Raw genomic sequence first — 15,273 nt, forward strand, 5'->3', positions numbered from 1 at the left:
TGGGCTCGGGAGCCCACCCTACGCACTACGAAATCAGCGGACGTCCGGCGCCGTCGTTACCGACGACAGCGTGGTGGCCGGCTCTGCCGCCGAGAAGCTGGACGGCTTGAGCGCCTCGAGCCAGCGGCGAATGCGGCCCGCGTCGGCGGTGCGCGACATCTTGCCCTTGGAATCCAGGAACACCATGATCACGTTGCGGCCCTGGATCAGCGCCTGCATCACCAGGCAGCGCCCCGCTTCGTTGATGAAGCCGGTCTTCTGCAGCCCGATATTCCAGTCCGGCAGCGACACCAGGTAGTTGGTGTTACCAAACCGCATGGGCCGCCCGTTCGCCGTCACCACATAGTTGGGCGACGTGGTGTAGTCGCGCAGCGTCGGTTCCTGGTGCGCGACCGCGACCAGCCTGGCCAGGTCGCGCGCACTCGACACGTTGTCGCTCGACAGCCCGCTGGAATCGACATAGTGCGTGTCGTTCATGCCCAGCTCGCGCGCCTTGTCGTTCATGGCCGCCACGAAGGCCGAGATGCCACCCGGATAATTGCGCCCGAGCGCGGCAGCGGCGCGGTTTTCGGAACTCATCAACGCAATGTGCAACAGGTCACGCCGGCTCATGCGCGCGCCCACGCGCAGGCGCGAGCTCGTGAACTTGTGGCGGTCCACATCGGCCTCGGTCACGGTCAGCACCTCGTCCATGTCCTGGTGCGCCTGCACCACGACCAGGCCCGTCATCAGCTTGGTGATCGACGCGATCGGCAGGGCCACGCTTGAATTCTTTTCGAACAACACCTCGGACGTTTCCTGATCGAGCACCAGGGCCACGTTGGAGCGCAGGTCGAGCGGATCATGGGTCAGGTTCAGGCCCGCCAGGTCGCCGGCGCTGAGGGCCGCCACCGCCGGCGCCGCGCGGCGCACGCGCTGCCACGTCACCTTGCGCTTGCCGTGGACCATTTCGATACGGCGCACCATGCGTTCGCGGTTGTCGTCGGCGATCTGCTGGGCCAGGTCCTTGCGCTTGGCGCTGGCCTTGTGGATGTGGTGCCGGGCCGGCTTGGCACTGGCAGCGCTCTTGGCGGACGTGCCGGCCGCCACGGCAGGCTCGGTGGCGAACAGCAAGAAGGCGACAGTGGCGAACGCAAACTTATACATCTGAAAAACCCTCGATGCGAACTGATGAGTACTGCATGAAAGTGTATCCAAACAGGATGCGAGCGCAAGCGAAATTCCTATTGAACGCCGCCTTTTGCCAAGCTGCAACAGCCGCCGTCAAACAAGCAGGGAAAGCTTGACGCGGCGGCCTCCGCTAGTATGCCCTACTCGATAAAGCGCACGAATGCGTCCAAGGGCTCACGTTCGGTCACCAGCGAGTTTTCCACCTTGTCCGGGTCGGCCCAGCCGAGCGACATGCCGCACACGACCGTTTCGTTCTCACCCAGGCCCAGGTGCTCGGCGATGATGCGCGGATAATGGATGAAGGCCGCTTGCGGGCAGGTGTCCAGCCCGCGTGCACGGGCCGCGACCATGATGTTTTGCAGGAACATCCCGTAATCGATCCAGGAACCCTGCTCGAGCACGCGGTCGATCGTGAAGATCAGGCCCACCGGGGCATCGAAGAAGCGGAAATTGCGCCCGTGCTGGTGGGCCATCCCGGCCTTGTTGTCGCGCGTGATGCCCAACAGGCCGTACAAGTCCCAGCCCACCTTGCGGCGCCGCTCGATGAACGGCGACACCCACTGGCGCGGGTAATAGAAGTAGGCCTCGCTATGCTCCTTGTTCTTTTCCGGATCGTTGTAGGCGTCCAGGATCGCGTCGGACAGCGCCTCCTTTTTCGCCCCGGTCAGCACATACACCTTCCACGGCTGGATATTGGTGCCGGACGGCGCGCGGGCGGCGACCTCCAGGATCTTCTCGAGATCCTCGCGCGCGACCGGGGTGGGCAGGTACGCGCGGATCGAACGGCGCGACGTGATCGCGGCATCGACCGCTTCCTGCTGAGGGTTGTGAATCATTGTTTCTCCTATTTCTTGACTACAAAGGCGACGCCGGCCACGGCGATGGCCATGCCCAGCAATCCGGCCGGGCTCAAGGCTTCGCCAAACATCAACCATGCCATGATGGCCGTCGTTGGCGGCGTCAGGTAAAGCAAACTGGTGACTTGCGTCGCTTCGTTGCGGCTGATCAGCTTAAACAGCAGGAAGATGGCGCCGATCGACAGCGCAAACACCGACCACAGCAGCGAGCCGACGAAATGGACGTTCCACTGGACCTGCGACAGCCGCAGATCCAGGCCCTCCAGCACCACCGCCAGCGGCACCAGCACGGCCACGGTGGCGCTGAACTGGATGACGGTGCCGGTGCGCAAGTCGAACCGGGGGCAGTAGCGCCGCTGGTACAGCGTTCCCGCCGTGATCGACAGGAGCGCAAACACACAATACGCGATGGCCGCCGGCGATAGTCCCGCAAGGCTGATCTTCGCATAGACGACCAGCGCCACGCCGGACAATCCAAGCAGCAGGCCCAGCCACTGGCGCGGGCGTACCCGTTCGCCGATGAGCGGCGCCGCGAAGGCGGTCAGGATCGGCTGCATGCCAACGATGAGCGCGGTCAAGCCAGCCGGCATGCCCAGCTTGATGCCGGACCAGACCCCGCCCAGGTACCCCGCCTGCAGCAGCAGCCCGGCCACCGCCACGTGGCCGATGCGGCCCGTCGGCCACGGGGCGCGCGCGACCACCACCGCGGGCAGCAGCGCCAGCACTGCCGCACCGCAGCGCAGGATCAGGAAAGTCAGCGGCGGCGCATACGGCAAACCATATTTGGCAACGATGAATCCGGTGCTCCACAGGAACACGAAGAAGATCGGGACGGGAGCGAGCCAGGCGTGCGTCGCGCGGGCGGCGGGGATGGTCACAGACGAGCTAGCAGAGAGAAAAGATTGCAGTCTAGCATGAGCACATCCTGCCCCTCTGCGGGTTGGGACTGCGGCGGCGCCGCTCGGTGTTGCACTGCAGTTACTTCTTATGCAGGAAGCGTTGTTTCCGATGCAAGTTTGCAACACTTGAACTTTACATTGTGCGGCGCATCAAAATCTTCTTGACGTGTTCGGCAATCTCAGTAAAAATTGATTCTGTTGCGGTGCACCATAGCGCAGCGCCGCCAGGTAGCAACGCTGTTTTCTGCCTCACCGAGTACACGGCAATCATCCCTCAATGCCTAGAATTGGAGAACCACATGTTTGCAATCCCTGAGCAGTTCTCGAACGCCACCAAGGCCAACCTCGAAACCCAGTTCGCCATGCTGTCTTCGCTCACCTCCAAGACCTTCGAGGGCATGGAGAAGCTGGTCGACCTGAACATCAGCGCCGCCAAGGCCACGCTGGAAGAATCCTCGGCTGCCGCCCGCCAGCTGCTGCAAGCGAAAGACCCGCAAGAATTCTTCTCGCTGACCGCCGCCCAGGCCCAGCCGACCGCCGAAAAGGCGCTGTCGTACGGTCGCCAGCTCGCATCGATCGCGGTGGGCGCCGGCGCAGAGCTGTCGAAAGCGGCAGAAAACCAGATCGTCGAAGCGAACCGCAAGGTGATCTCGCTGGTGGACGAAGTGAGCAAGAACGCCCCGGCCGGTTCGGAGAACTTTGTCGCCGCGGTCAAGACCGCGATCAGCAACGCCAACGCCGGCTACGAGCAGTTCACCAAGACCGCCAAGCAGGCTGCCGAAGCAATGGAGTCGAACTTCAACACCGCCTTTGCCCAGTTCAACCAGGCTGCGAAAAAGGCGACCGCTGCTGCCGCGTAATCGGCCAAACGGTTTATAAAAAAACGGGGTGGAACCTGCGCGGTTCCGCCCCGTTTTTCATTGTTAGCTATAAAACCGTCGTCCCCGCGGAGGCGGGGACCCATGCTGAGCTGGCCGAACTGCGAAGGAGCCGCGAGCCAGCACATTCAGCATGGGTCCCCGCCTTCGCGGGGACGACGTGCCAACGCTTGTGGTCGCTATTCGCCCAGGTACGCCGCCTGCACCCGCGGATCGTGCAGCATGTCCTGGGCATTGCCGGTCATGGTAATCGCGCCGGAATCCATCACATAGCCGCGATGCGCCGCCTGCAGCGCCAGCTTCGCATTCTGCTCCACCAAAAGGATCGTGATGCCCTGCTTACTCACATCGCGGATCACCTCGAAGATCTTCTCCACCATGATCGGAGACAGGCCCATCGACGGCTCGTCCAGCAGCAGCAGGGTGGGATGGCACATCAGCGCGCGCGCCATCGCCAGCATCTGCTGCTCGCCGCCCGACAGCGTGCCGGCCAGCTGCGCCGAGCGCTCCTTCAGCCGCGGGAACACCGCGTACCACTTCTCGATATCGGCATCGATCCCCGCCTGGTCACGGCGCGTGTAGGCGCCCATCAACAGGTTTTCGTGGATCGTCATGCGGGTGAACACGCCCCGCCCTTCCGGCACCATGGCCAGCTTCTGCTCGACCAGCCGGAACGACTGCTTGCCCGCCAGCGGCTGGCCCAGGTACGAGATCGCGCCGTCCACCTTGCACGGCGGGAGCGTGCCGGTGATCGCCTTGAGCGTGGTGGTCTTGCCCGCGCCGTTGGCGCCGATCAGCGTCACCAGCTCGCCCTTGCGCACCTCGAGGTCAACGCCCTTGACCGCCTTGATGCCGCCGTAGGCCACCTTCAGGCCGGCGACTTTCAGAATCGTTTCGCTCATGTCAGTGCGAACCTCCCAGGTAGGCCTCGATCACGGCCTGGTTCTTCTGGATCTCGGCCGGCAGCCCTTCCGCCAGCTTCTTGCCGTATTCGAGCACGGTGATGCGGTCGCACAGGCCCATCATCAGCTTCACGTCGTGCTCGATCAGGAGCACGGTCTTGCCATCGGCCTTGATCTTCACCAGCAGCTCGCGCAACGCCAGCTTCTCGGTCGCGTTCATGCCGGCCGCCGGCTCGTCCAGCGCCAGCAGCTTCGGCTCGGTCGCCAGCGCACGCGCGATCTCCAGCCGGCGCTGGTCGCCATAGGACAGGAACTTGGCGGTGCGGTTGGCAAACCGGCCGATGCCCACGAAGTCCAGCAGCTCCTGCGCGCGCTGGCGGATCGCCGCCTCTTCCGCGCGCGCGGCCTTGTGGCGGAAGATCGCGCCAAACACGCCTTGCCGGGTGCGCACATGGCGACCCACCATCACGTTTTCGAGCGCGGTCATCTCGCCGAACAGGCGGATATTCTGGAAAGTGCGCGCGATGCCGGCCTTGGCCACCTCGTGCGGGGCCGACGGCGAATACGGCTTGCCGTCCAGCTCGAAGGTGCCGCTGTCCGGCTGGTACAGCCCGGTGATCACGTTGAAGAACGTCGTCTTGCCCGCGCCGTTCGGGCCGATCAGTCCGTAGATCTGGCCCTTGTTGATCGTGATGCCTACATCGGTCAGCGCCTGCAGGCCGCCGAAACGCTTGTTCACGCCGGCGATGTTCAGAAGGATCTGGTCACTCATCGTCTTCTCCCTCACGCTGCCGACGTTTCGACGTCATCGTCCTGGGTTGCCGCGGTCGGGCGGTCTTCCTTGTTCGGCGACGGCCACAGGCCGGCCGGACGGTTCAGCATGATCAGGACCATCGCCAGGCCGTACAGCAGCTGGCGCAGCACCTCGGCCTCGATGACCACCTTGCCGAACACCGCCTGCTGGGCCGGTTCGACCACATGGCGCAGCACTTCCGGCAGCGCGGCCAGCAGCATGCCGCCCATGACCACGCCCGGAATGTGGCCAATGCCGCCCAACACCACCATCGCCAGCACGGCGATCGATTCGGTCAGCGAGAACGATTCGGGCGACACGAAGCCCTGGAAGGCCGCGAACATGGCTCCCGCCACACCGCCGAACGACGCGCCCATCGAGAACGCGAGCAGCTTGACGTTGCGGGTGTTGATGCCCATGGCCTTGGCCGCGATCTCGTCCTCGCGGATCGCGACCCACGCGCGGCCCAGGCGCGAATGCTGCAGCCGGCCGGTGATGAAGATCGTCGCAATGCACAGCAGCAGGAACAGGAAGTAGTAGGCGTTCACCGACGGCATGGACAGCCCGAGCACGTTCACCGTGGCGCCCGAACCGGCCTCGCCCGCCAGCGACACGCCAACGATGCGGATCGGGTCGATCATGTTGATGCCCTGCGGCCCGTTGGTGAAGTTGATCGGGTCGTTCAGGTTGTTCATGAAGATGCGGATGATCTCGCCGAAGCCGAGCGTCACGATGGCCAGGTAGTCGCCGCGCAGCTTGAGCGTGGGCGCCCCCAGCAGCGCGCCGAACAGCGCCGCGATCGCCGCGGCCAGCGGCACGATGAACCACACCGACAGGTGGATGCCGTTCTGGACGATCTCGGGCCCCATCATCGCCACCAGCGCCTCGCCCAGCGCCGGGTAGTTATCGACGATCGATTGCAAGAGCGTGGCGAACTGCGGCGACGCCAAGAGGCCCGTCAGGTAGGCGCCCACCGCGAAGAACGCGATGTAGCCCAGGTCCAGCAGGCCCGCGAAGCCGACCACGATGTTCAGGCCCAGCGCCAGCATGATGTACAGGAGCGCCATGTCGAGGATGCGCACCCACGAGTTGCCGTAGTGGCTGGCGAAGAACGGGAACGCGATCATCACCGCGAGCAGCACCGCCATGCTGGCGTACGACTGGCGCGGCTTGTGCTGGGTGTCGAACGTGAGGAGAGCCATGTGCGATTCCTCCCTCAGGCGCGGTCGGCGACCCGCTCGCCCATGATGCCCGAGGGGCGCACGGTGAGCACGAGGATCAGCACGACGAACGCGAAGATGTCCTGGTAGTGGCTGCCCAAGAAGCCGCCGGTCAGGTCGCCGATGTAGCCGGCGCCCAGGCTCTCGATGATGCCCAGGACGATCCCGCCGATCATGGCGCCGTAGATGTTGCCGATACCGCCCAGGACCGCGGCCGAGAAGGCCTTCATGCCGGGCACGGTACCCATCGCGAACTGGATCGACGCATAGTTCGCGCCCCACATCACGCCCGCCACCGCGGCCAGCGCCGCACCGATGCCAAAGGTCGCCACGATCACGCGGTTCGAATCCACGCCCATCAGGCCGGCCACGCGCGGGTTCTCGGCTACTGCCCGCATCGCGCGGCCAAGGCGGGTGCGCTCGACCAGCAGCACCAGGCCGAACATCGCCACGGCGGCCAGCACCAGCAGCAGCACCTGGGTCTGCGAGATCATGGCGCCGGCGATCACGATCGGCTCGGACGAGAGCAGTTGCGGGAACGGCAGCGGGCTGCGGCCCCAGATCATCATCGCGATGGTCTGCAGCAGGATCGACACGCCGATGGCGGTGATGAGCGGCGCCAGGCGCGGCGCGTTGCGCAGGCGGCGGTAGGCGACGCGTTCGATCAGCACGTTGACCAGCGCGCACACCGGAATGGCGCCAAGGATCGCAATGGCCAGTTGCACGTAGCCCGGCAGGCCAGGCGCGTAAGCTTCCAGCAGCTTGAGGATCGACAGGCCGGCCATGGCGCCGATCATCAGGACGTCGCCGTGGGCGAAGTTAATCAGGTTCAGCACCCCGTACACCATCGTGTAGCCGAGCGCGACCAGGGCGTACATACTCCCTAGCACCAGACCGTTGAGGATCTGCTGGATGAAAGTCTCCATGTATTGCTTGCCTTTTCTTCAACTAACAAAAACGGCACCCCGTTCCCGAAGTGCCGCTCTGGCCTGACAAAGTGGTGTTGCCGCAACCGTTCGCTATGACGCAAACGATAGAATTCCGAGCGTTGCCATCATAGCGAGGTTTCGCAAAAACTAATATCAGAAATTAAGAATTGGCGGGAATAAACTATGGCGCGGCGCAACAGTGTGAGGTGCTGGTGCGGGAGGGAGTGCGGGTGCACCACCGGGATGCAATAAATCCCAGCCACCGTGCACCTACCGTCGTCCCGGCGAAAGCCGGGATCCATGCCAAGCTGGCATTCAGGCGACGCTGGCCACGCGCCGCTCACATATAACCGTCGTTCCCGCGCAGGCGGGAACCCAAAGACCGCGGGACAGTACGCTCGGCATGGGTTCCCGCCTGCGCGGGAGCGACGGGAATTCGGTCACCGTGCAATCACCGTCGTCCCGGCGAAAGCCGGGATCCATGCCGAGTCTGACGTAACGCGGCTTGTGCGAGTCCGGACCCCGGCCTACGCCGGGGTTACGTGCGTAAGCAGTCAGCTTGGATTCAGGCCGCGTCGGCCTTGCCGCCGTCCAGCCCTTTCGGCAGCGGGAAGGTCACGTTCTCGATCGCGCCGTCGAGCGTGCGCACGCTTGCCGCGCCCAGCGACTTCAGGCGGTCGATTACCGCCGCCACCAGCACCTCGGGCGCCGACGCGCCGGCCGTCACGCCAACGCGATGCCTGCCCTTGACCCAGTTCGGATCGATCGCGTCCGCATTGTCCACCATGTACGCCGGCGTGCCCTTCTTCTCGGCCACTTCACGCAGCCGGTTCGAGTTCGAGCTGTTGGGGCTGCCGACCACGATCACCACTTCCACCTGCGGCGCCATGAACTTGACCGCTTCCTGGCGGTTGGTGGTCGCGTAGCAGATGTCGCCCTTCTTGGGCTCGATGATGTTCGGGAAGCGCGCCTTGAGCGCGGCAATGATATCGGCCGTGTCGTCCACCGACAGCGTGGTCTGCGACACGTAGGCCAGCAGGTCGGGGTTGGCCACCTGCAGCCCGGCCACGTCCTCGACCGTCTCGACCAGGTGCATGCCCTCGTCCGCCTGCCCCATCGTGCCTTCCACTTCCGGGTGGCCGCTGTGGCCGATCATCACGATCTCGCAACCCTGCTTGCGCATCTTGGCCACTTCCACGTGCACCTTGGTCACCAGCGGACAGGTCGCGTCGAAGATCTTCAGGCCGCGCGCCTCGGCTTCCAGGCGCACCGCCTTGGACACGCCATGCGCGGAGAACACCAGCGTGTTCCCGGCCGGCACGTCGTCCAGCTCCTCGATGAAGATCGCGCCCTTGTTGCGCAGGTCGTTGACCACATAGGCGTTGTGCACGATCTCGTGGCGCACGTAAATGGGAGCGCCGAACTGCTGCAGCGCGCGCTCGACGATCTCGATCGCGCGGTCAACGCCGGCGCAAAAGCCGCGCGGCTGGGCAAGCAGAATTTCGTTTTCCATGCGTGTCCTTTACAGAACCGAAATCAGTTGTACTTCGAATTGCAGGGTCTGGCCCGCGAGCGGGTGGTTGAAGTCGAAGATGGCGGTTTCGCCGCGCAGCTCGCGCAGCACGCCGGCGAACTGGCCGCCGCCCGGCGCATTGAAGGTGACCAGGTCGCCGACGCTGTATTCCTCGTCCGGCACCGAATTTTCGAGCAGGGTCGCCTTCGACACCGCCTGGATCAGGTCCGGATTGCGCTCGCCGAAGCCTTCTGCCGCGGTCAAGGTGAAGGTCTGGTGCGTCCCTTCAGGCAGGCCGAGCAGGCGCTGCTCCAGGAACGGCGCCAGCTGGCCCTGGCCCATCAGCAGGGTCGCAGGCGTGCCGCCGAAGGTGGTGACGATATCGGTACCGTCGGCGGCGGCAAGGCGGTAATGCAGGGTCAGGTAGGAAGTTTCGTTGACGGCTGCGGTAGTTGCGTTGGACATATTCGTTCTTCTGGCGGGCAAACCCTTATTGTAAGCCACGGCGGGGCCTGCCGCCCGCCGCTGCCTCTTTTTTTGGCCCAGCCAGCCGCGATTCTTGACCTGGGTTTGGTTTCGCATGACCACACCTGTAACAAGGTGCAAAGCGATTTATCCTCGGGGAAATGGCGGCGTAGGCTGTCAGGTTGTGGAAACAAGATGGAGTTGTGCCATGAGAAGTATCGAGCGCGTGTTCTGGGGCTCCCTGGTCCTGCTGTTCGGCGTGTGGTGGGCTACCGACCCGGGCGCCCTGTCCAGCCAGCAGACCTTTTTCCAGTGGCGCGATGTGCTCATGCAGAACACCGGCGTGATCGGCATCGGCGTGATGAGCCTGGCCATGATCCTTGCCGTGCGGCCGGTGATCCTGGAGCCCTGGCTGGGCGGGCTGGACAAGATGTTCCGGCTGCACAAATGGCTGGGCATCTCAGGCCTGGTCCTCTCGATCAGCCACTGGGCCATTGCCAAGGCGCCGCACTGGCTGATTGACCTGGGCCTGCTCACGCGCCCGGCGCGCGGGCCGCGCGTGCTGCCCGACGACCCGGTAGAGCGCCTGTTCCTGCAGCAGCGCCACCTGGCCGAATCGGTCGGTGAATGGGCCTTCTACGCGGCGGTGGTGCTGATCGCCCTCGCGCTCATCAAACGCTTTCCGTACAACCGCTTTGTGCCGGTCCACAAGCTGCTGGCGGCAGCCTACCTCGTGCTGGTGTTCCACTCGGTGTTCCTGCTCAAGTTCAGTTACTGGACGGGACCGGCCGGCATCGCCGTCGCGCTCTTGATGGCGCTCGGCAGCGTGGCCGCCGTAATGTCCCTGCTCAGGCGCCGTGCCGGGCGCAACCCGGTTGCGGGCCATATCGTGGGCGTCGAACACCAACCGGTGGTTGGCGTGGTCGCGATCGACGTCGAACTGGACGGCACATGGCCGGGACACGAGGCCGGGCAGTTCGCCTTCCTGACCCTGCCGGGGCGCGAGGGTGCGCACCCGTTCACGATCGCCTCGGCCTGGCAAGGCGACCGCCGGCTGCGCTTCATCGTCAAAGGGCTGGGCGACTTCACGCGGCGGCTGCCGTCGCTGCTCAAGCCGGGAGACGCGGTCAAGGTCGAAGGCCCCTACGGCCGCTTCAATTTCGACGGCCCGGCGCGGCGCCAGATCTGGATCGGCGGCGGCATCGGCATCACGCCCTTCATCGCGCGCATGCAGGCGCTGGCCCGGCACCGCGACGGGCGCGCCATCGACCTGTTCCACACCACCGCGGCCTACGATCCGCAAGCCATCGGCCGGCTCACCCACGATGCGGCCGAGGCCGGCGTGCGGCTGCACGTGCTGTGGGACGAACGCGACGGCAGGCTGGATTTGCAACGCATCGCCGACAACGTGCCGGACTGGCGCCAGGCCGATATCTGGTTCTGCGGCCCGGCCGGATTCGGCAAATCCATCAAGCAAGGGCTGGCGGCGATGGGCTTGCCCGAACAACGCTTTCACCAGGAACTGTTCCAGATGCGCTGAGCCTTACCCGCTTTGCGCCACGTTCAAGCCTGCAACGGCGGCCATGCCCATAATGCTGCTTCGCCGCAGCAGCCAATCGCGCCGCTGGGCTTGAACGGGAGAGCCGTGCATGGGAATCAGCGATTGGCCGGAACAGGAGCGCCCGCGTGAACGGCTCGTGCGCGAAGGGCCGGCTGCATTGTCCAGCGCCGAGCTGCTGGCCATCTTCCTGCGCGTGGGCGTGCGCGGCAAGAGCGCGGTTGCGCTCGGGCAGGAGGCGCTGGACCATTTCGGCTGCCTGCACCGCCTGTTCCACGCAACGCTGGACGAGTTCAGCGAAGTGAGCGGGCTGGGCCTGGCCAAGTATGCCCAGCTGCAGGCAGTGCTCGAACTGGCGCGCCGCGCCGCGCACGAAGAGCTGGCGCGCGAAGCGATCTGCTCGCCGGACGTGGCCAAGAACTACCTGCGCATGAAATTCGGCTGCCAGCCGCACGAATCCTTCGTCGTCCTGTTCCTCGACGTGAAAAACCGCCTGATTGACCACCAGGAAATGTTCACCGGCACCCTCACCCAGACCAGCGTGTACCCGCGCGAGGTGGTCAAGGCGGCGCTGCGCCGCAATGCCTCGGGCGTGGTGCTCGCGCACAACCACCCTTCTGGTGTCTGCGAACCGAGCGAGGCCGACCTGCACCTGACGAACGCACTGGTGCAGGCGCTGAACCTGGTGGACGTGCGTGTACTCGACCATTTTGTGGTGGCCGGACCACACGTCCACTCGTTCGCCGAGCACGGTCAGCTCTAGCAAGCGGACCTTGTAAACCCTGCAGTTACAACGGGAATCACCTGATTTTACGATTGTTAAATTTGAGAACTGAATCGAGAAACAATTTTTTTTCGCAAGTGATTGATTCCCCGGCGGTTTTCCGGCTATACTCTCGTCTTTCCGATTTTGGAACATTACTAAGGAGTGCGCTATGGCACGTGTCTGCCAAGTTACCGGGAAGGGAGTGATGGTTGGCAACAACGTCTCCCACGCCAACAACAAAACCAAACGCCGTTTCCTGCCGAACCTGCAGAACCGTCGCATCTTCGTCGAATCCGAGAACCGTTGGGTCTCCCTGCGCGTTTCGAATGCCGGCCTGCGCGTGATCGACAAGCTGGGCATCGACGCTGTCCTCGCCGACATGCGTGCCCGCGGCGAGAAAATCTAATTTAGGGAGCAGCAAACATGGCAAAAACTGGCCGCGACAAGATCAAGCTGGAATCGACCGCAGGTACCGGTCACTTCTACACCACCACCAAGAACAAGCGCACCATGCCGGGCAAGATGGAAATCATCAAGTTCGACCCGAAGGCACGCAAGCACGTTCAGTACAAAGAAACCAAGATCAAGTAATCGATCCGGTTCCGTACAAAGAAAGCCGCCCACGAAAGTGTGCGGCTTTTTTGTTTTCGGCCACGCATTTGAGGCAACTCAACCGCCACGCCAATTCGTCGTTTCCCAGAAACCAGAATGCGTAGACTGGTTAGATTGCCGTAGGTCACGGCTTTCTCGGGAGGAAGCGACATGAGACTTCATGCAGTGGTCATGACCGCCGGATTCACGCTCATGGCGGCCTGTTCGACGCCCTACAACTCGCCGGTCGTCGTCCGCGACAGCACGCCCTTCCCCGGCATCGCCAACGTCATCCAGCAAGATGCCGCCCGGCCGGTGGACGTGGTGCTGGTGCACGGCATGTGCACGCACGACACCGCCTGGGCGCACGCGACGATGGACAACATCACCAAAACCATCCGCACCAATACTGGCACCGAACCCGACCAGGCAGCGCTGGCCGCGGCCAACCAGATCCAGGTGGTGGAGCGGTCGGACAAGACGGCGGGCGGCCTGGTCAATTTCCATACGCTGCTATGGTCGCCGATGTCGGCCACGCTCAAGCAGCAGCTGGCCTACGACAAGACCGGCAAACCCACCGACTGCGGCAAGGACGAAGAGTGCCGGCCCAAGCGCGCGCACTACAACGGGCTGCTCAAGGACACGCTGCTCAACGACTGCCTGTCGGACGCGATGATCTACCAGGGGCAGAGCCACGTCTATATCAAGCAGAGCATGATCGACGCGGTGGCCAAGATACTCGAAGGCACGGAACAGCGCTCGGACCAGGCGCCGGGGCCGCTGATCGTGGTGGCCGAGAGCCTGGGCAGCAAACTGCTGTTCGACGCGCTCAGCGACATGCTGCGGCCCGAGGCGCCGGCGCACCTGCACGAACTGGGGCAGCGCGCGGCGCAGCGGATGGCGATCGTTTTCATGGTCGGCAACCAGCTGCCGATCCTGGGCCTCGCCGAGCAGACCCTGGCACCCGGTGCCACCAACTTCGGCCCGCCGGATGCGCTGCAGCGCTTCCTGACCTTACGCCGCGCGGGGCAGCAGACGCCCAAGCGCGAAAACCTGTCCAAGCTGGCCGTGGTGGCGTTCACCGACCCGAACGATTTGCTGTCGTACCAGCTCATGCCCACGCGCTACGCCGGGCCCGACGTGACGATCGCGGACGTGCTGGTGTCCAATTCATCGACCTGGTTCGGGCTGCTGGAAGACCCGTTCGGCGCGCACCTGGACTACCTGAAGAACCCGGACGTGGGCGGCATGATCGCCTGCGGCTGGCCGCGGTCGAAGGCCTGCAATTGATAATATCGCCGCGATGCGTAGGGTGGGCACTTGTGCCCACGCGGGGATACGCGGCATCAGCTCAAACGTAACGCGTGGGCACAAGTGCCCACCCTACGAAAAACGGCTCCCGATGAGCCGTTTTTCATTGAAGCTGCTGATACTTACGCGTACGTGCGCAGCCGCATCGAAAACTCCTGCAGCGACTTGATACCCGACGCTTCGGCGCGCGCGCACCAGTCCTGCAGCTGCTGCAGCAGCTGGTCGCGCGTCGAGTGCGAACGCTCCCAGATCGCGCTCAGCTCCACGCGCATCTGGTGCATCGTCTCCAGCACTTTGCTGTGCTGGAACAGCTCGACCAGTTGCTGCTTCTGCGGCGCTTCCAGCTTGGCCGGCTCACGCTGCATCAGCTTGCGCGCCGATTTCAGGAAGCGCGACTCCAGCTCGGCCTTGTGCTTCAGGTGCTCCACTTCCTCGCGGAAGGCATGCTTGACCGACTTGGCATACTTGGCCATCACGTCGTAGCGGTTGGCGATCACGGCCTGCAGGGTGTCAAAGTCTGCCACCGCCTTGTTCTTCACACGCTTGGGCTTGGGCGCAAGCTTCTTCACCTTGGCCAGGCCCACCACTTCCATCATCCGGATATAGGTCCAGCCGATGTCGAATTCGTACCATTTGTTCGACAGCTTGGCCGAGGTGGCGAAGGTGTGGTGGTTGTTGTGCAGCTCCTCGCCGCCGATCAGGATACCCCACGGGAATACGTTGGTCGCCGCGTCGTTGCAGTCGTAGTTGCGGTAGCCCCAAAAGTGCCCGATGCCATTGATGACGCCGGCGGCCCAGATCGGGATCCACAGCATCTGCACGGCCCAGATCGTGAGGCCAATCACGCCGAACAGGACCACGTTAATCACCAGCAGCGCCGACACGCCGGCCCAGCTGTACGGGGTGTACACGTGGCGCTCGATCCAGTCGTTCGGGGTGCCGTGGCCGTACTTGTCCAGCGTTTCCTGGTTCTTGCTCTCGGCGCGGTACAGCTCGGCGCCTTCGAGCAGCACCTTCATGACGCCCTTGGTGACCGGGCTGTGCGGATCGTCTTCGGTCTCGCACTTGGCGTGGTGCTTGCGGTGGATCGCGGCCCACTCCTTGGTCACCTGGCCGGTCGTCAGCCACAGCCAGAAGCGGAAGAAGTGGCTGGGAATGGCGTGCAGTTCCAGCGCGCGGTGCGCCTGGTGCCGGTGCAGGAAGATGGTCACGCTGGCGATGGTGATGTGCGTCACGACCAGCGTGTACAGCACGAGTTCCCAGCCGGACAGGCCGACCAGGCCTGTGTCGAGGAAACTCAGCACCGCGTGCAAGGTGTTGCTAAACAAATTCATTGATGCTCCAAAGGGGATGGCGATACTGCCCGCGCCGTTCGAAAACCCGACCAGCGCCGCACTTCACATTTTACGCGCAACTACTGC

Annotated in this window: 16 protein-coding genes; 6 read left to right on the forward strand and 10 right to left on the reverse strand. The window is 64.0% G+C overall.

Annotated features, from left to right (window positions below; genetic code table 11):
* Positions 1–33: 33 nt before the first annotated feature.
* From pbpG to NX774_RS06155, 3 genes are all read right to left on the reverse strand, one after another.
* Positions 34–1,146 (reverse strand): D-alanyl-D-alanine endopeptidase, encoded by a 1,113-nt coding sequence (gene pbpG, locus NX774_RS06145; RefSeq protein WP_258821269.1) that lies wholly within the window; start codon positions 1,144–1,146, stop codon positions 34–36.
* A 164-nt stretch (positions 1,147–1,310) separates the two neighbouring features.
* A complete protein-coding gene (locus NX774_RS06150) occupies positions 1,311–2,006 on the reverse strand; it encodes a nitroreductase (RefSeq protein WP_258821270.1) in 696 nt (231 codons plus the stop codon).
* Between the two features lie 8 nt (positions 2,007–2,014).
* Complete coding sequence (locus tag NX774_RS06155) at positions 2,015–2,905, reverse strand: DMT family transporter (protein ID WP_258821271.1); 891 nt, start codon at positions 2,903–2,905, stop codon at positions 2,015–2,017.
* Between the two features lie 320 nt (positions 2,906–3,225).
* Here NX774_RS06155 and phaP point away from each other — a divergent pair, with 320 nt between their 5' ends.
* Positions 3,226–3,786 (forward strand): TIGR01841 family phasin, encoded by a 561-nt coding sequence (gene phaP, locus NX774_RS06160; protein ID WP_258821272.1) that lies wholly within the window; start codon positions 3,226–3,228, stop codon positions 3,784–3,786.
* A gap of 197 nt (positions 3,787–3,983) precedes the next feature.
* On the opposite strand, the gene NX774_RS06165 is transcribed toward phaP, so the two are convergent.
* The 6 genes from NX774_RS06165 to NX774_RS06190 form a co-directional block, all read right to left on the reverse strand.
* Positions 3,984–4,706 (reverse strand): ABC transporter ATP-binding protein, encoded by a 723-nt coding sequence (locus tag NX774_RS06165; protein ID WP_258821273.1) that lies wholly within the window; start codon positions 4,704–4,706, stop codon positions 3,984–3,986.
* A gap of 1 nt (position 4,707) precedes the next feature.
* Complete coding sequence (locus NX774_RS06170) at positions 4,708–5,478, reverse strand: ABC transporter ATP-binding protein (RefSeq protein ID WP_258821274.1); 771 nt, start codon at positions 5,476–5,478, stop codon at positions 4,708–4,710.
* Positions 5,479–5,489: 11 nt separating this feature from the next.
* Positions 5,490–6,701, reverse strand: a complete 1,212-nt coding sequence (locus NX774_RS06175) for an ABC transporter permease subunit (protein WP_258821275.1) — start codon at positions 6,699–6,701, stop codon at positions 5,490–5,492.
* Positions 6,702–6,715: 14 nt separating this feature from the next.
* On the reverse strand, positions 6,716–7,645 hold the full coding sequence (locus NX774_RS06180) for a branched-chain amino acid ABC transporter permease (RefSeq protein ID WP_258821276.1): 930 nt from the start codon (positions 7,643–7,645) through the stop codon (positions 6,716–6,718).
* Between the two features lie 568 nt (positions 7,646–8,213).
* Positions 8,214–9,161, reverse strand: a complete 948-nt coding sequence (gene ispH, locus NX774_RS06185; protein WP_258821277.1) for a 4-hydroxy-3-methylbut-2-enyl diphosphate reductase — start codon at positions 9,159–9,161, stop codon at positions 8,214–8,216.
* 9 nt (positions 9,162–9,170) lie between these two features.
* On the reverse strand, positions 9,171–9,626 hold the full coding sequence (locus NX774_RS06190; RefSeq protein ID WP_258821278.1) for an FKBP-type peptidyl-prolyl cis-trans isomerase: 456 nt from the start codon (positions 9,624–9,626) through the stop codon (positions 9,171–9,173).
* Between the two features lie 208 nt (positions 9,627–9,834).
* Between NX774_RS06190 and NX774_RS06195 the strand changes: the two genes are divergently transcribed.
* The 5 genes from NX774_RS06195 to NX774_RS06215 all read left to right on the forward strand — a co-directional run bounded on the left by NX774_RS06195 (position 9,835) and on the right by NX774_RS06215 (position 13,831).
* The gene (locus NX774_RS06195) at positions 9,835–11,166 is read left to right on the forward strand and encodes a ferredoxin reductase family protein (RefSeq protein WP_258821279.1); all 1,332 of its coding nucleotides are present in this window, start codon (positions 9,835–9,837) and stop codon (positions 11,164–11,166) included.
* Between the two features lie 109 nt (positions 11,167–11,275).
* Positions 11,276–11,947 carry a RadC family protein gene (gene radC, locus NX774_RS06200; protein WP_258821280.1) on the forward strand — a complete coding sequence of 224 codons (672 nt, stop codon included), beginning with the start codon at positions 11,276–11,278 and terminating at the stop codon, positions 11,945–11,947.
* Positions 11,948–12,119: 172 nt separating this feature from the next.
* Positions 12,120–12,356, forward strand: a complete 237-nt coding sequence (gene rpmB / locus NX774_RS06205; RefSeq protein WP_258821281.1) for a 50S ribosomal protein L28 — start codon at positions 12,120–12,122, stop codon at positions 12,354–12,356.
* A 17-nt stretch (positions 12,357–12,373) separates the two neighbouring features.
* Positions 12,374–12,541: a 50S ribosomal protein L33 gene (rpmG, locus tag NX774_RS06210; protein ID WP_258811419.1), complete on the forward strand. Its 168-nt coding sequence runs from the start codon at positions 12,374–12,376 to the stop codon at positions 12,539–12,541.
* 171 nt (positions 12,542–12,712) lie between these two features.
* Positions 12,713–13,831 carry a hypothetical protein gene (locus tag NX774_RS06215; protein ID WP_258821282.1) on the forward strand — a complete coding sequence of 373 codons (1,119 nt, stop codon included), beginning with the start codon at positions 12,713–12,715 and terminating at the stop codon, positions 13,829–13,831.
* A gap of 143 nt (positions 13,832–13,974) precedes the next feature.
* Here NX774_RS06215 and NX774_RS06220 read toward each other — a convergent pair whose 3' ends face one another.
* On the reverse strand, positions 13,975–15,186 hold the full coding sequence (locus tag NX774_RS06220) for a DesA family fatty acid desaturase (RefSeq protein WP_258821283.1): 1,212 nt from the start codon (positions 15,184–15,186) through the stop codon (positions 13,975–13,977).
* Positions 15,187–15,273: the final 87 nt, after the last annotated feature.

It is taken from the genome of Massilia agilis, assembly GCF_024756255.1.
GTDB lineage: Bacteria > Pseudomonadota > Gammaproteobacteria > Burkholderiales > Burkholderiaceae_D > Telluria > Telluria agilis.

Excerpts from the sequence above, each read along its gene's own strand:
- phaP (WP_258821272.1), top strand. The coding sequence starts at position 3,226 with ATGTTTGCAATCCCTGAGCAGTTCTCGAACGCCACCAAGGCCAACCTC.
- NX774_RS06150 (WP_258821270.1), bottom strand. The coding sequence starts at position 2,006 with ATGATTCACAACCCTCAGCAGGAAGCGGTCGATGCCGCGATCACGTCG.
- NX774_RS06190 (WP_258821278.1), bottom strand. The coding sequence starts at position 9,626 with ATGTCCAACGCAACTACCGCAGCCGTCAACGAAACTTCCTACCTGACC.
- NX774_RS06170 (WP_258821274.1), bottom strand. The coding sequence starts at position 5,478 with ATGAGTGACCAGATCCTTCTGAACATCGCCGGCGTGAACAAGCGTTTC.
- NX774_RS06215 (WP_258821282.1), top strand. The coding sequence starts at position 12,713 with ATGAGACTTCATGCAGTGGTCATGACCGCCGGATTCACGCTCATGGCG.
- rpmG (WP_258811419.1), top strand. The coding sequence starts at position 12,374 with ATGGCAAAAACTGGCCGCGACAAGATCAAGCTGGAATCGACCGCAGGT.
- ispH (WP_258821277.1), bottom strand. The coding sequence starts at position 9,161 with ATGGAAAACGAAATTCTGCTTGCCCAGCCGCGCGGCTTTTGCGCCGGC.
- pbpG (WP_258821269.1), bottom strand. The coding sequence starts at position 1,146 with ATGTATAAGTTTGCGTTCGCCACTGTCGCCTTCTTGCTGTTCGCCACC.
- NX774_RS06175 (WP_258821275.1), bottom strand. The coding sequence starts at position 6,701 with ATGGCTCTCCTCACGTTCGACACCCAGCACAAGCCGCGCCAGTCGTAC.
- radC (WP_258821280.1), top strand. The coding sequence starts at position 11,276 with ATGGGAATCAGCGATTGGCCGGAACAGGAGCGCCCGCGTGAACGGCTC.
- NX774_RS06195 (WP_258821279.1), top strand. The coding sequence starts at position 9,835 with ATGAGAAGTATCGAGCGCGTGTTCTGGGGCTCCCTGGTCCTGCTGTTC.
- NX774_RS06165 (WP_258821273.1), bottom strand. The coding sequence starts at position 4,706 with ATGAGCGAAACGATTCTGAAAGTCGCCGGCCTGAAGGTGGCCTACGGC.
- rpmB (WP_258821281.1), top strand. The coding sequence starts at position 12,120 with ATGGCACGTGTCTGCCAAGTTACCGGGAAGGGAGTGATGGTTGGCAAC.
- NX774_RS06220 (WP_258821283.1), bottom strand. The coding sequence starts at position 15,186 with ATGAATTTGTTTAGCAACACCTTGCACGCGGTGCTGAGTTTCCTCGAC.
- NX774_RS06180 (WP_258821276.1), bottom strand. The coding sequence starts at position 7,645 with ATGGAGACTTTCATCCAGCAGATCCTCAACGGTCTGGTGCTAGGGAGT.